Raw genomic sequence first — 14,307 nt, 5'->3', positions numbered from 1 at the left:
ATGCAGGTGCTCTACACCGCCTCCGCGACGGCCACCGGCGACGGCCGTGACGGCCACGTCCGCACCTCCGACGCCACGGTCGAGCTGGACCTGGCCATCCCGAAGGAGATGGGCGGCGCGGGCGGCGCGGCCAACCCCGAGCAGCTCTTCGCCGCCGGCTACGCGGCCTGCTTCCACTCCGCGCTGCGCCTGGTCGCCCGCCGGGCCAAGGCCGACGTGACCGGCTCGGTCGTCGAGGCCGAGGTCGGCATCGGCCCGAACGGCAGCGGTGGCTTCGGCCTGGCCGTCACCCTGGTGGTGGACCTGCCTGCCGTCGAGCGCTCTGCCGCACAGCAGTTGGTCGAGGCCGCCCATCAGGTCTGCCCGTACTCGAACGCCACCCGGGGCAACATCGAGGTGGCGCTCACCGTGCGCGAGGCCGCCGCGGCCTGAGCGCCGCACCGGCCCACCACCATCGCGTACGAGAGGACGACACCGGATGACCAGCAACCGTGAGATCCACCTGGCCTCCCGCCCACAGGGGTGGCCGACCGCAGACGACTTCCGCCTCGTCGAGACCGAGGTGCCCACCCCTGGTCCGGGGCAGATCGTGGTCCGCAACCAGTTCATGTCGGTCGACCCGTACATGCGCGGCCGGATGAACGACGTGAAGTCCTACGTGCCGCCGTTCGCCCTGGACGCCCCGCTCGACGGCGGCGCGATCGGCGAGGTGGTGGCCGGTGGTGCCGACGGGATCAGTGTCGGCGACACCGTGCTGCACGGGCTCGGCTGGCGGGAGTACGCGCTGCTCGACGGTGCGTCCGCCCGCCGGGTCGACCCGACCGCCGCCCCGGTGAGTGCCTACCTGAGCGTGCTCGGGATGACCGGGCTGACCGCGTACGCCGGGCTGCTCGACGTGGCGGCGATGCAGCCGGGGGAGACCGTGTTCGTCTCCGGCGCGGCCGGCGCGGTGGGCAGCATGGTCGGCCAGATCGCCAAGCTCCGGGGTGCCGGCCGGGTGATCGGCAGCGCCGGTTCGCCGGCCAAGGTGAAGCGGCTGACGGCGCTCGGCTTCGACGCCGCCTTCGACTACCACGACGGCCCGGTGCGGGATTCGCTGAAGGCCGCCGCCCCGGACGGGATCGACGTCTACTTCGACAACGTCGGTGGCGAGCACCTGGAGGCCGCCATCGGCGCGATGAAGCTGCACGGTCGGGCCGCCATCTGCGGCATGATCGCGCAGTACAACTCGGCTGAGCCGCCGGCCGCACCGCGCAACCTGGCGCTTGTCATCGGCAAGCGGGTGACCCTGCGTGGTTTCCTGGTCGGCGACCACGGCGACCTGCGCGAGCAGTTCGTCGCCGAGGTGGCCGGCTGGCTGCGCGAGGGCCGGCTCTCCTACGACGAGACGATCGTCGACGGCATCGGCAACGCCCCCGAGGCGTTCCTCGGCCTACTACGCGGCGAAAACCTCGGCAAGATGCTGGTCCGCCTCTACCCCCCCCACCCCCCACCCCCACCCCCCGGCGGGTGGTGACCAGGATGACCGTGTTGATCAAGAGGTTTGCGTCATTCTTGAAGATCGAACTGACGCAAACCTCTTGATCACCGGCGCCTCCCGGGGGCGGACACACGGGGCGGTCGTCGGTGTGACCGGGGTTGGATAGGCTCACGGCATGACGGTGGCGGTGCGGGTGATCCCGTGTCTGGACGTGGACGCCGGTCGGGTGGTCAAGGGGGTCAACTTCCTCGACCTGCGCGACGCCGGTGACCCGGTGGAGCTGGCGGCGGCGTACGACCGGGCCGGCGCGGACGAGTTGACCTTCCTGGACGTCACCGCGTCCTCCAGCGACCGGGGCACCATGCTCGACGTGGTACGCCGTACCGCCGAGTCCGTCTTCATCCCGCTCACCGTCGGCGGCGGCGTCCGGCAGGTCGCCGACGTGGACACCCTGCTGCGGGCCGGAGCCGACAAGGTGGGGGTGAACACCGCCGCCATCGCCCGCCCCGAGCTGATCGCCGAGATCGCCGACCGGTTCGGCCGGCAGGTGCTGGTGCTCTCGCTGGACGTCAGGCGGGCCCCCGCCGGCACCACCCCCAGCGGTTTCGAGGTGACCACCCACGGTGGCCGCCGGGGCACCGGGCTCGACGCGGTCGAGTGGGCGGCGCGTGGGGCCGAGTTGGGCGCGGGGGAGATCCTGCTCAACTCGATGGATGCCGACGGCACCAAGGCCGGCTTCGACCTGACCCTGATCGAGGCGGTCCGGGCGGTGGTCGACGTGCCGGTGATCGCCAGCGGCGGGGCCGGCCGGGTCGCGCACTTCCCACCCGCGATCGGCGCGGGCGCCGACGCGGTGCTCGCCGCCAGCGTGTTCCACTTCGGCGAGTTGACCGTCGGCGAGGTCAAGGACGCCCTGCGCGCCGCCGGCCACCCCGTCCGCTGACGATCCGCGCCGCCATTCACCCGGCCCCCTGATCCGGACCGCCGGCCCACCCGGGCACCCTGATCCGGACCGCCGGCCCACCCGGGCACCCTGATCCGGACCGCCGGCCCACCCGGGCACCCTGATCCGGACCGCCGGCCCACCCGGGCACCCTGATCCGCGCGCCGAGCGCGATGCGTCAGCGGCCGGTCTGGCCCTCCGGGGAGCGGCGCGGGGCCGGGATCGACCGGACCACGTACTCCTGCACGGCGGCGGCGTGGTCCTCCTCGGGCAGGTGCCACTGCGCGCTGCCCGGAGCGTGTCGCCGGACGAGCACCCCCTGGACGCTGTCGACCGTGCCGCCGACCCCGGCCCGGGGCCGGGTACGCCAGAGCTGCTCCCCGTCGGGGGTGATCCGGAACCAACCGTCGGAGACGGTGACCAGCCCCGCCCCGACCAGCCGCTGGACCGCTGTCTCCACGTCGAGCCGTTCGGGTATCGCCTGGTTGAGGTGGTCGGCGGTGGACAGCACGTCAGTGAGCCGGACCCCCTCCGGGCGGCGGGAATCCACCGCGCGGCGGTGCCGTCCGGCCCCGCTGGCGATCACCAGTGACACGAAGATCCAGGCGTCCGTCCAGCGCCACGCGTTCTCCCCCATGCACGAATGATGCCTGTAGGTGTCCGTTGAGGAAACACCTACTTTCCCCCTGTCGTGTCAACGCAGCTCAGCGTGGTCACCTCCGGACGCCCCGAGCCTGGTTTCGGCGGGAACGGTGCCCGGGGGCCCGGTTCCGCGGCGACCGGTGCCATCTCGCCCGGTGCGGTGGCGACCGGTGCCGGGTGGCCCGGTGCGGTGGCAGCCGGTGCCGGGTGGCCCCGTTCCGCAGCGCCAGGTGCCGCGGGGACGGCGAAGCGCGGGATGAAGAACTGGGCCAACGGGCCGATGCCGAGCGCGTAGGCGACGGTGCCGAGGCCCACCGTGCCGCCGAGCAGCCAGCCCAGGGCCAGCACGGTGACCTCGATGACGGTGCGGACCAGCCGGACCGAGGGGCCCGGCCGGCGGGCGACGTAGCCGGTCATCAGGCCGTCGCGGGGGCCGGGGCCGAGCCGGGCGCCGAGGTAGAGGCCGGTGGCGGCACCGTTGGCGACGATGCCGCCGAGCAGCAGGCCGATCCGGGCGGGCAGCGGCAGCCCGGCCGGCAGCAGGGCCACCGTGGCATCCACCACCAGGCCGATCACCACCACGTTGCTCACCGTGCCGAGCCCGGGGCGTTGCCGCAGCGGGATCCAGAGCAGCAGCACCACAGCGCCGACCGCGATGGTCACGGTGCCGAACGACAGGCCGGTCTGCCGGGCCAACCCCTGGTGGAAGACGTCCCACGGGTCCAGGCCGAGCCCGGAGCGGATCATCATGGCCATGCTGACGCCGTAGAGGACCAGCCCGGCGTAGAGCTGGGTGAGCCGCCGGGCGGGGCGGTGCCGGAGATTGCCAATCGAAGCCATGCATGCCACTCTAGGGTCCAATACCGCGCAGAGAAGAGCCAATTCTGGAGGGGTGGCCGTGACCAGCCAGGTGCGAGGGGTCCAATTGGCTCGGCTGCTCGGGCAGTGGCACGCCCTGCCGGGCCGTCGCCGCAACCCCGACTACGCCGCGCTCGCCGCCGCCGTCCGGGGCCTGCTCGCCGACGGTCGCCTCCCCCTGGGGGTACGCCTGCCGGCCGAGCGGGAGCTGGCCGAGGCGCTGCGGATCAGCCGCACCACGGTCACCGCCGCGTACCGGCAGTTGCGGGAGACCGGCCACCTGGCCAGTCGGCGCGGCGCGGGGAGCTGGACCATGCTGCCCGGCACCCACCGGGTCGCCAGCACCGGCCTGTGGACCCCGCTGGACGACCGCGACATGATCGACCTCGGGGTGGCCGCGCTGTCCGCCCCGCCCGAACTGGTGCCGGCGGCCCGCGCCGCCGTGGAGGACCTGCCGCGCTACCTGTCCGGTGCGGGCTACCACCCGACCGGCATCGTCGAGCTGCGTGAGGCGGTCGCCCGGGCGTACACCGGGCGGGGGTTGCCGACCAGCGCCGAGCAGATCATGGTGACCAGCGGCACCCAGCACGCCCTGGACCTGGTGCTGCGGCTGGCCCTCGCGCCCGGCGGGAACGTCCTGGTGGAGTCACCCACCTACCCGAACGCGCTCGCCGCGCTGGCCGCCCGGCGGGCCCGGATCAGCACCCACGGCCTTGCCGTCGACGGTGCCGGCTGGGACGCCGACCTGCTGCTGGGCAGCGTCCGGCAGACCCGGCCCAAACTGGCGTACCTGATCCCCGAGTTCCAGAACCCGACCGGGCACCTGATGCCCGCCGAGCTGCGGGAGCGGCTGGTCGCCACCGCGCACGCCGCCGGCACCGACCTGGTCGTCGACGAGTCCTTCGTGGACCTGCCGCTGGACGGCACGCCGCTGCCCCCGCCGGTCGCCGTCTTCGACAGGCACTCCCGGGTGATCTCCATCGGGGGGATGAGCAAGCCGTACTGGGGTGGCCTGCGGATCGGTTGGGTACGCGCCTCAGCCCCGCAGGTGCAGCGGCTGGCCGCGGCCCGGGTCGGGGTGGACATGGCCAGCCCGGTGCTCGACCAACTGGTGGCGGTGCACCTGCTCGCCCAGGCCCCGGCCATCGTCGCGGCCCGCCGTACCCAGCTCGCCACCCAACGGGACGCCCTGCTCGACGTGCTCGCCGAGCGGCTGCCGGACTGGCGGGTCGGCGTGCCCCGCGGCGGCGTCACGCTCTGGGTCGAGCTGGACGGCCCGATCTCCAGCGCCCTGGCCCGGGCCGCCGAGGAGGTCGGCGTACGGCTGGCTCCCGGCCCCCGGTTCGGCCTGGACGGCACCCTGGAGCGCTTCCTGCGACTGCCCTTCACCCTGCCCGTCGCCGACCTGGTGGAGGCGGTCGGCCGGCTGGCCGCCATTCGTTACGACCTCGACCGGGGCGCCGGCCGCCCAGGCTGGCGGGAACCGGCCGTCATCGCCTGATCCCGGCTTCCGCCCGGGGCCGCCGCCGCGCCCGAGGCCACCGCCCGCGTCCGGCGCCGAAGTAGCCGACCCGCCGGATTGGCCGACCTGCCGGGATTGGCCGACCTGCCGGGAGCGGCCGACCGGTCGGAGTGAACCGGCCTGGCCGGCCGGCGTCGACTGGGAGACTGCCGGTGTGGGCAGCCGGAGGTGGTCGCATGGTGTCCGGCTCGGTGCGCCCGGCTCCCGGACCACCCGGCTGGAACTCTTCTACGACCTGGTCTTCGTCTTCGCCTTCTTCAACGTCACCACGTTGACCTCGCAACAGCCCACCGTCAGCAACCTGCTGCGCTGCCTGCTGGTGCTGGGATTGCTGTGGTGGTGCTGGACCGGGTTCGCGGGCCTCGGCAACATCGTCCGCGCCGACCAGGGGCTGCTGCCGGTGGTCGGCTTCCTCACCCTCACCGCCACCTTCCTGCTGGCGCTGACCATGCCCGGGGCGTTCAACGACCGGCCCGGCGGGCTGAACGGCCCGCTGGTCTTCGTCAGCTGCTACTTCCTGGTCCGGGCCTGTCAGTTGGCCGTCCTAGGCGTGGTGGCCCGGGGCGACCCGGCCCGGTGGCGGCAGTGGAGGCGGCTCGTGCTGCTGCCGGCGACCGCCACGGCGTTGCTGATCGTCTCCGCGCTGCTGCCGCGGAGGATCGCCGAGGACGGCACCGCGACCGCCCTGCAGCTCACCCTCTGGACGGTCGCCCTGCTGGTGGAGTACGTGGCCGGGGTGCGCCTGGGCGGGGCCTACTGGGCGGTGGTCTCCGCCGGGCACTGGGCGGAACGGCACGCCCTGATGGTCCTGATCGCGCTCGGCGAGTCGATCATCGCGTTGGGGGTCGGCCCGAACTTCGTCACCGGTCTGCCGCTGACCTGGCCGGTGGTGATCGCGGCGGCGCTCGGCATCGTCGTCGTGTCGGTGCTGTGGTGGGCCTACTTCGACACCCTGGCGCTCGCCTTGGAGCAGGCGTTGCACCGCAGCCGTGACCCGGCGTCCCGGGCCCGGTTGGCCCGGGACGCCTACACCTACCTGCACCTGCCGATCGTCGCCGGGGTGATCTTCTTCGCCCTCGGGCTCAAGGACCTGCTGGCCGAGGTGGCCGACCCGGGCACCCCGGAGTGGGGAGTGCCGTTGGGCGGCTACTGGGTGCTGGTGCTCTACGGCGGGGTGAGCCTCTATCTGCTCAGCCTCGTCGCCTGCGGGCTGCGGGCGGTGCGGGTGCTGCGCTGGCCGCCGGTGCTGGCGGTGCTGGCGTTGGGCGCGCTCGCCCCGCTGGGGGCCCGGGTGCCCGAGGTGGGCGCGTTGACCCTGCTGGCCCTGGTCTGTGTCGCCCTGGTCGTGGTGGAGACCCGGGGGCAGGGCCGCCGTCGGCACCGGGTGCGCCAGTTGGCCCTGGAGGAGGAGGAAGCCGCCGAGACCGAGCAGAGCCGGTGGCGTCACGAACACCTGTGACCGGCCGGCGGCCGTGTCCCGGGACGGGAGGACACGGACGCCGGCCGGTCACCGGCGGTCAGATCTCGGCCAGGCTGCCCGCGTACATCCTGTCGATCTCGGCGGCGAAGTTGCTCTCCACCCCGCGGCGCTTGATCTTCAGCGACGGGGTCATCTCGCCGTCCTCGATGGTCAGGTCGCGGGGCAGCACGGTGACCTTCTTGATCGTCTCCCAGCGGTTGAGCTTGGCGTTGAGCTGGGCGACGTGTTCCTCGACCATGGCCCGCGCCTCGGGTGAGGCGACGATCTCGGCGTAGTCACGCCCCTCGAGCGGGCCGCCCACCGCCCAGCCCCGGATCGCGTCCGGGTCCAGGCTGACAAGCATGGTGCAGTAGTTGCGGGCCTGACCGATCACGATCGCCTGCGAGGTGTACGGGCAGATCGCCTTGAACATGCCCTCGATGTGTGACGGCGCGACGTACTTGCCGCCGGAGGTCTTGACCAGGTCCTTCTTCCGGTCGGTGATGCGCAGGTAGCCGTCGTCGGTGAGGCTGCCGATGTCGCCGGTGCGGAAGAAGCCGTCCCCGGTGAACGCGGCGGCGGTCTCCTCGGGCAGGTTGTGGTAGCCGCGCATCACCGGCCGACCCCGGACCAGGATCTCGCCGTCGGTGTCGATCCGGCACTCCAGGTCGCCCATCGCCCGGCCGACGGTGCCGATCCGCAACCCGTCGGGCGGGTTGACGAAGTTGCCGGCGCTGGTCTCGGTCAGGCCGTACCCCTCGGAGATGGGCAGGTTGGCCGCGGCGAAGAAGGTGGCGATCTCCGCGCTCAGCGGGGCCGCGCCGGAGACGAGCACCCGGATCCGCCCGCCGAGCCGGGCCTGGAGCTTGCTGAACACCAGCTTCTCGGCCACCGCGTACCTGAGTTTGAGGCCGCCCGGGACCGGTCGGCCGGCCTGCTCCAGGGCGACCTTCTCCTTGCCGACCGCGACGGCCCAGGCGAAGATCTTGGCCTTCGCGCCGCCGGCGTCCTGTGCGGTGGTGACCGCCTTGTTGTAGACCTTCTCGTAGACCCGGGGCGCCCCGCACATCAGCGTCGGCCGGATCACCCCGAGCAGGTCGACCAGCCTGTCCACCCGGCCGTCGACGTAGGTCGGCAGGCCGACGTGCGTCGAGCCGCAGAGCAGCGTCTTGCCGAACGAGTGGGACAGCGGCAACCACAGGTACTGCACGTCGTCGTCGCGCAGCAGGCCCGTCTCGGCCTGCACCACCCCCTCCCAGCACCAGCCGCCGTGCAGCAGCTCGACCCCCTTCGGCCGGCCGGTGGTGCCCGAGGTGTAGATCAGCGTGGCCAGGTGCTCCGGGCCGACCGGGGCGACCAGCCGGGCGATCAGGTCGGGATCGGCGGCCAGCGCCCGCGCGCCCTGCTCCTCCAGCTCGGCCAGGGTGAGCTGGGGCACCGCGGCGGCCGGGTCGGGGGTGCCGTCGAAGAGCACCACGTGGGTCAGCGCGGGCAGCTGCGCCCCGGCGATCTTCGCGGCCTGGGCCGGGTTCTCGGCGAACAGCACCCGGGAGCCGGAGTCGGCGACGATGTACGTCGCGTCCTGCGGCTCGGTGGTCGGGTAGACGGTGGTGGTCGCGCCGCCCGCGCACATGATGCCGAAGTCGGCGATGATCCAGTCCAGCCGGGTGTTGGCCAGGATCGCCACCGGGTCCTCCAGCCCGACCCCGAGCCCGTGCAGGCCGGCGGCGACCGCGTCGGCCCGCCGGCCGACCTGCGCCCAGGTCAGCCAGACCGGCCCGGAGTCGTCCGCCGCCGGGTGGGCGAAGGCGTGCCGGTCGGGGGTCGCGGCCACCCGCTTGCGGAACATGTCGGGGATGGAGCGGTACGGGACATCGAGAGCCATCGCGGTAGCCGCCTTCGGGGGTGGGTGACGTGACGGGGGTCACGTCGCTCTGCGGTTACCGAAGGGTATTGCCTGCACGGGGGCATCGGCTAGCCCTCGAACCTGTGAGGCGGCTGAGTGGCGCGCGCGGTCGGCCGGTCAGAGTCCCAGCGGGGCGGTGCGCAGCCGTTCGGTAAGCGCGGGCGGGCCGTCGAGCTGGACCCGGGCCACCCGTTGCCGGCCGGAGAGGAACAGCACCAGCTCGCCGGGGGAACCGACCAGTCGTACCCGGTCGCCACCCCGACCGGTGGTCACCTCGCCGTGGCCGGGTGCCTGCACCAGCAGGTTCGCCGGGAAACGTCGGGCTCGGGTCCGGGCCAGCAGGGCGACCGGCTTCCACAGACGGGCGGCCAGCCCGGCCGGGAGGTCCCGGGGATGCCACCCCGACCGGGCCCGCCGGACGTCCTCGTGGTGGATGAAGAACTCCATCGTGTTGGCCAGCTCGTCGGCGAGCGGGTTGCTGACCGGGCTCCACAGCGGTGGGCGGCGCACCTGACCGACCAGCTCCGGCCAGGGCCGGGCGGCCACCCGCAGGCGCACCCGCTCGGCGTACCCGTGCAGGGGCGGCAGCAGGATGCCGCCGGCGGCGTCCGGGCGGCGCTCCCGCACCACCAGGTGGGCGGCGAGGTCCCGGGCGGTCCACCCCTCGTTGATCGTGGGGGCGTCCGGGCCCACTTCCAGCATCAGGTCGGCGAGCGCCTCGCGCTCCGATCGGGCGTACCGCGGCATGCAGCGATCGTAGGTCGGGCGGCCGTCGTCGGCGCGGCGAGTGGCCCGCCGCCGCCCGGCACGCCCGGGCGGCGACGTGATGGTGGACATACGACGCAGGGCGGCAGAGGTGGCGGCGACCGGTAAGGATAAGGGAGATAATTGCGGCTTACGGCGGGGGAGAGCGTGGCGAGCGGGACGAGTCGGGACGTCATCCAGCGGGGGCTGTCGGTCCTCGGCCGGGCGATCCGGGAACAACCGCGCATCTTCGCGGTGGCGGTCGCCGGCAGCGTGCTCTTCGGCGGGCTGGTGATCGTCAGCGCGTACGTGGTCGGCGCGGTCGTCGGCGACGTGGTGGTGCCGGCGGTGGAGTCCGGCGAGGTCGGTACGGGGACACTGGCCCTGGCCGCGGTGGCGCTGTTCGGGATCAGCGTGCTGCGGGTGGTGGGCATCTTCGGCCGACGGCTCGGTGCCGGCTACATGCAGTTCCGCCTCCAGGCCGCCTACCGCCGTCAGGTCACCCGCCGCTACCTGGAGCTGCCGCTGGCCTGGCACCACCGCAACGCCACAGGCACCCTGCTGTCCAACGCCAATTCCGACGTCGAGGCGGCCTGGTACCCGATCGCGCCGCTGCCGTTCGCGGTCGGCACGCTGGTGATGCTGGTCGGCGCGGTCGGTTCGCTCTTCGCCACCGACTGGGCGCTCGCCCTGGTCGGGCTCGCCGTGTTCCCCGCCCTGTTCGCGCTCAACGTGGTCTACTCCCGCCGGATGGCCCCCCGCCAGGCCCGCGCGCAGCGGTTGCGGGCCGAGGTCAGCGGCATCGCCCACGAGAGCTTCGACGGCGCCCTGGTGGTCAAGACCATGGGCCGGGAGGCCCAGGAGACCGCCCGGTTCGCCGGCCGTGCCGGGCAGCTGCGGGACGCGCTGATCTCGGTCGGCCGGCTGCGGGGGGTCTTCGACCCGCTGCTGGAGACGCTGCCCAGCCTCGGCACCCTGGCCGTACTCGTGGTCGGCACGATCCGGCTGCGGCAGGGCGCGATCAGCGTCACCGAGCTGGTCAGCGTCGCCTTCCTCTTCACCGTGCTGGCCTTCCCGGTGCGGGCCATCGGCTGGGTGCTGGCCGAGCTGCCGCGCAGCGTGGCCGGCTGGGACCGGGTCAGCCGGGTGCTCGACGCCACCGGCGAGATGCCCTACGGAGACGTCACCCTGGACCGCGACGGACCGCCCGCCACCCTCGCCTTCGACGGCGTCCACTTCGGGTACGAACCGGCCGAGGCGCACCTGCCCGGGACGCAGGTGCTCGGCGAGGTCGCTTTCACCGTGCCGGCCGGGCGGACGGTGGCGCTTGTCGGCCCGACCGGCGCCGGCAAGTCCACCATCGCCTCGCTGGCGGTCCGGCTGGTCGACCCGGACGCCGGCACGGTCACCCTGGACGGGGTGGACGTCCGGCAGCTCACCGCGGAGTCGCTCGCCTCGACCGCCGCCCTGGTCGCCCAGGTGCCGTTCGTCTTCGACGACACGGTCCGGGCCAACATCGGCCTGGACCGGCCGGGCATCGGCGACGAGGACGTCTGGGCGGCGCTGCGGCTGGCCGAGGCGGACGGTTTCGTCGCCGCCCTCCCCGACGGGCTCGACACCATGGTCGGTGAGCGGGGCACCTCGCTCTCCGGCGGCCAGCGGCAACGGCTCACCCTGGCCCGCGCGCTGGCCGGTCGGCCCCGGCTGCTGGTGCTCGACGACGCCACCAGCGCTGTCGACCCCCGGGTCGAGGCCGCCATCCTGGCCGGGCTGCGCGCCCCGGCCCCCGGCCAGCACGCCGCCGCGTCGATCCTGGTGGTGGCGTACCGGCGGGCCACCATCGCGCTCGCCGACGAGGTGATCTACCTGGAGCAGGGCCGGGTGCTGGCCCGGGGCACCCACACCGAGCTGCTGGCCACCGTGCCCGGCTACGTCGACCTGGTCACCGCCTACGAGCAGGCCGAGCAGGAACGCGAACAGAACCGGTCGTACGACGAGGTCGCCCCGCTGCCGTCGGGCCTGGAAATCGAGGTGGACCGGTGAGTGCGAGGAGTGCAGCGCAGCGGAGCCCCGCAGTCGCGAACGGAAGGTCGGTCCGGTGAGTGCGAGGAGTGCAGCGCAGCGGAGCCCCGCAGTCGCGAACGGAAGGTCAGCACCGGTGAGCGCCGGTGACGGGGAGCAGCGGGTCGAGGGGACCTGGCAGACATTGCGGCGGGGGTTGGCGCTCTCGCCGGAGCTGCGTACCGGGCTGGCCGGCACGATCGCCCTGGCGCTCGTCTACATGGTCGGCCGGGTGGCCGTACCGGTCGCCGTGCAGCGCGGCATCGACCAGGGGATCGCCGTACCCGGTGGCCCGGATCTCGGGGTGATCGTCACCGTGGTCACCGCCACGGCGGCGGTGCTGGTGGTCACCACCGCCTGCGGCTACCTGATGATGCGGCGGCTGTTCACGGTCAGCGAGACCGCGCTGGCCAACGTCCGGACCAGGGCGTTCCGACACGTGCACGACCTGTCGATGCTGCACCAGCAGTCGGAGCGGCGCGGTTCGCTGGTCTCCCGGGTGACAAGCGACGTCGACCAGATCACCCAGTTCCTCCAGTGGGGCGGGGTGATCCTCATCGTCAACCTGGGCCAGCTCGCCGTCACCACGGCCGTGATGCTGGCGTACTCCTGGCAGTTGACGCTCGTGGTGCTCGTCGCGTTCGCGCCGGCGGTGTTGATGATCAGGCTGTTGCAACGCCGGTTGGCCGGCGCCTACGGGATGGTCCGGCAGCGGATGGGCACCCTGCTCGGCACGATCGCCGAGAGCGTGGTGGGCGCGCCGGTGATCCGGGCGTACGGGGTGTCCGGGCGGACGGCCCGGCGGCTGGACGCGGCGATCGAGGGGCAGCGGGTGGCGCAGCAGCGGGCCATCCGGATCAGCATCCTGGGTAGCTCGGTGGGGGAGTTGGCGGCCGGTGTGGCGCTGGCCGGGGTGGTGGTGGTCGGGGTGTCCCTCGGGGCGGACCGGACGCTGTCCGTCGGCCAGCTCACCGCGTTCCTGTTCCTGGTCACCCTCTTCATCCAGCCGGTGCAGATCGCCACCGAGGTGCTCAACGAGGCGCAGAACGCGATCGCCGGCTGGCGTCGGGTGCTCGACGTGCTGGACATCGCGCCGGACGTGGCCGACCCGGGGGAGCAGGGCCGGGAACTGCCGGTGGGGCCGTTGGACATCCGCTTCGCCGAGGTGACGTTCGCCTATCCCGGTGGGCCGCCGGTGCTGCACGGCGTCACCCTGGACATCGCGGCGAAGAGCCGGGTGGCGGTGGTCGGCGAGACCGGCAGCGGCAAGACCACCTTCGCCAAGCTGCTCACCCGGCTGATGGATCCGACCGAGGGGCGGGTGTTGCTGTCCGGGGTGCCGTTGGACGAGGTGCGCTTCGATTCGTTGCGGTCGCGGGTGGTGATGGTGCCGCAGGACGGGTTCCTGTTCGACGCCACGGTCGGGGAGAACGTCCGTTTCGCCCGCCCCGAGTTGACCGACGCGGAACTCACCACCGCCTTCACCGAGCTGGGCCTGGCCGACTGGCTGGACGGCCTGCCGGCCGGTCTGGCCACCCCGGTGGGCGAGCGGGGGGAGGCGCTGAGCGTCGGGGAGCGGCAGTTGGTCGCGCTGGCGCGGGCGTACGTGGCGGATCCGGACCTGCTGGTCCTGGACGAGGCGACAAGCGCCGTCGACCCGGCCACCGAGGTACGCCTGCAACGCACCCTGGACGCGGTGACCCGGGGCCGGACCACGCTGGCCATCGCACACCGGCTCTCCACCGCGCAGGCCGCCGACGAGGTGGTGGTGGTGGACCGGGGCCGGATCGTGCAGCGTGGCCCGCACGAGGAGCTGGTCCGTGACCCCGACTCGATCTACGGCCTGCTCTACGCCTCCTGGCTGGAACAGACCCGCTGACGGTCTGCCGCGCTGCCTCCGCCCGGCACCGGCTAAGGGGCCGGGGCGGTCCGCGGCGGGTGGCCGGCTTCCGGGTGCTACCCTCCGGGTTAGGTAAGCCTAACCTTCGGAGGTGCCCGATGGCCCCGACCCCCGCTGAGCGGATCCGTACCCTGGTGGCTGGCCGGCTGCCCGGCCTGGTGCACCTCGCCCACCGGCCCGGCCCGTTCCACGTCCGGCACGCCACCGACCGGGAGGGGCGGGTGTTGCTGCTGGTCCCGGTCTTCAGCGACCTCGCTGCCGAACTGGACCCGGGTGCCGTCCGGGACGTCGCCGTGGTGCTCGACGTGCTCGACCTGCCCCCGGCCGCCGGAGCGCCGTCCGCCGGGCGGGCCTGGGTGTCGGGCTGGGCGATGCCGCTGCACGGCGGGTCGGCCCGTCGCGCCGCCGCCGACTTCGCCGCCGTGGACCCGACCGGCGACCTGCTCGACGTCGGCAGCCGTTTCCGGCTGCACCGCTTCGAGGTGGCCGAGGCCCGGTTGGAGACCGCCGGTGTGGTGCACCGGGTCGACCCCGGCGAGTACGCCGCCGCCGAACCGGATCCGCTGCACGCCGACGAGGCCGCGTTGCTGGCCGACCTCGCCGACCACCACGGGCCGGCGGTGGTCGCGTACCTGCGCCGTCGGCTCGACCTGACCGACGACGAACCCCGGGTGGTACGCCTCGACCGCTACGGCCTGGTCGTGGCGTACGGCCGACCCGGCGATCGCCGCCGAGCCCGCCTCCCCTTCCCCCACCCGGTGACCCACCCGGCGCAACTGCCCCACCTCCTGC

Annotated in this window: 12 protein-coding genes; 8 read left to right on the top strand and 4 right to left on the bottom strand. The window is 73.5% G+C overall.

The window, feature by feature from the left end:
• From AC0AIB_RS15110 to hisF, 3 genes are all read left to right on the top strand, one after another.
• Positions 1 to 432 carry an organic hydroperoxide resistance protein gene (locus AC0AIB_RS15110; RefSeq protein ID WP_328348719.1) on the top strand — a complete coding sequence of 144 codons (432 nt, stop codon included), beginning with the start codon at positions 1 to 3 and terminating at the stop codon, positions 430 to 432.
• A gap of 46 nt (positions 433 to 478) precedes the next feature.
• Positions 479 to 1,516, top strand: coding sequence for an NADP-dependent oxidoreductase (locus AC0AIB_RS15105; protein ID WP_465096910.1), 1,038 nt, complete (start codon positions 479 to 481; stop codon positions 1,514 to 1,516).
• Between the two features lie 139 nt (positions 1,517 to 1,655).
• A complete protein-coding gene (hisF, locus tag AC0AIB_RS15100; RefSeq protein ID WP_328344445.1) occupies positions 1,656 to 2,423 on the top strand; it encodes an imidazole glycerol phosphate synthase subunit HisF in 768 nt (255 codons plus the stop codon).
• A gap of 178 nt (positions 2,424 to 2,601) precedes the next feature.
• Here hisF and AC0AIB_RS15095 read toward each other — a convergent pair whose 3' ends face one another.
• Entirely contained in the window at positions 2,602 to 3,060 is a 459-nt protein-coding gene (locus tag AC0AIB_RS15095) for a hypothetical protein (protein WP_328344447.1), read from the bottom strand.
• Between the two features lie 38 nt (positions 3,061 to 3,098).
• Positions 3,099 to 3,905 carry a membrane protein YczE gene (yczE, locus tag AC0AIB_RS15090; RefSeq protein ID WP_442930652.1) on the bottom strand — a complete coding sequence of 269 codons (807 nt, stop codon included), beginning with the start codon at positions 3,903 to 3,905 and terminating at the stop codon, positions 3,099 to 3,101.
• Between the two features lie 58 nt (positions 3,906 to 3,963).
• On the opposite strand from yczE, the gene yczR reads away from it, so the two are divergent.
• Both yczR and AC0AIB_RS15080 read left to right on the top strand, forming a co-directional pair.
• Positions 3,964 to 5,424 (top strand): MocR-like transcription factor YczR, encoded by a 1,461-nt coding sequence (yczR, locus tag AC0AIB_RS15085; protein ID WP_328344449.1) that lies wholly within the window; start codon positions 3,964 to 3,966, stop codon positions 5,422 to 5,424.
• A 175-nt stretch (positions 5,425 to 5,599) separates the two neighbouring features.
• Positions 5,600 to 6,904, top strand: a complete 1,305-nt coding sequence (locus AC0AIB_RS15080; protein WP_328344451.1) for a low temperature requirement protein A — start codon at positions 5,600 to 5,602, stop codon at positions 6,902 to 6,904.
• A gap of 58 nt (positions 6,905 to 6,962) precedes the next feature.
• On the opposite strand, the gene AC0AIB_RS15075 is transcribed toward AC0AIB_RS15080, so the two are convergent.
• Together AC0AIB_RS15075 and AC0AIB_RS15070 are read right to left on the bottom strand one after the other, a co-directional pair.
• On the bottom strand, positions 6,963 to 8,789 hold the full coding sequence (locus AC0AIB_RS15075; protein WP_328344453.1) for an AMP-dependent synthetase/ligase: 1,827 nt from the start codon (positions 8,787 to 8,789) through the stop codon (positions 6,963 to 6,965).
• A gap of 138 nt (positions 8,790 to 8,927) precedes the next feature.
• The gene (locus AC0AIB_RS15070) at positions 8,928 to 9,557 is read right to left on the bottom strand and encodes a TIGR03085 family metal-binding protein (protein ID WP_328344455.1); all 630 of its coding nucleotides are present in this window, start codon (positions 9,555 to 9,557) and stop codon (positions 8,928 to 8,930) included.
• 165 nt (positions 9,558 to 9,722) lie between these two features.
• On the opposite strand from AC0AIB_RS15070, the gene AC0AIB_RS15065 reads away from it, so the two are divergent.
• From AC0AIB_RS15065 to AC0AIB_RS15055, 3 genes are all read left to right on the top strand, one after another.
• Positions 9,723 to 11,597 carry an ABC transporter ATP-binding protein gene (locus AC0AIB_RS15065; RefSeq protein WP_465096924.1) on the top strand — a complete coding sequence of 625 codons (1,875 nt, stop codon included), beginning with the start codon at positions 9,723 to 9,725 and terminating at the stop codon, positions 11,595 to 11,597.
• A gap of 115 nt (positions 11,598 to 11,712) precedes the next feature.
• Positions 11,713 to 13,494: an ABC transporter ATP-binding protein gene (locus tag AC0AIB_RS15060; RefSeq protein WP_465096909.1), complete on the top strand. Its 1,782-nt coding sequence runs from the start codon at positions 11,713 to 11,715 to the stop codon at positions 13,492 to 13,494.
• Between the two features lie 119 nt (positions 13,495 to 13,613).
• On the top strand, positions 13,614 to 14,307 hold a 694-nt coding region (locus AC0AIB_RS15055; RefSeq protein WP_465096908.1), incomplete at its 3' end, for a DUF2470 domain-containing protein.

Source organism: Micromonospora sp. DSM 43699, from assembly GCF_055517075.1.
This window is presented reverse-complemented; position numbering and strand designations above follow the sequence as displayed.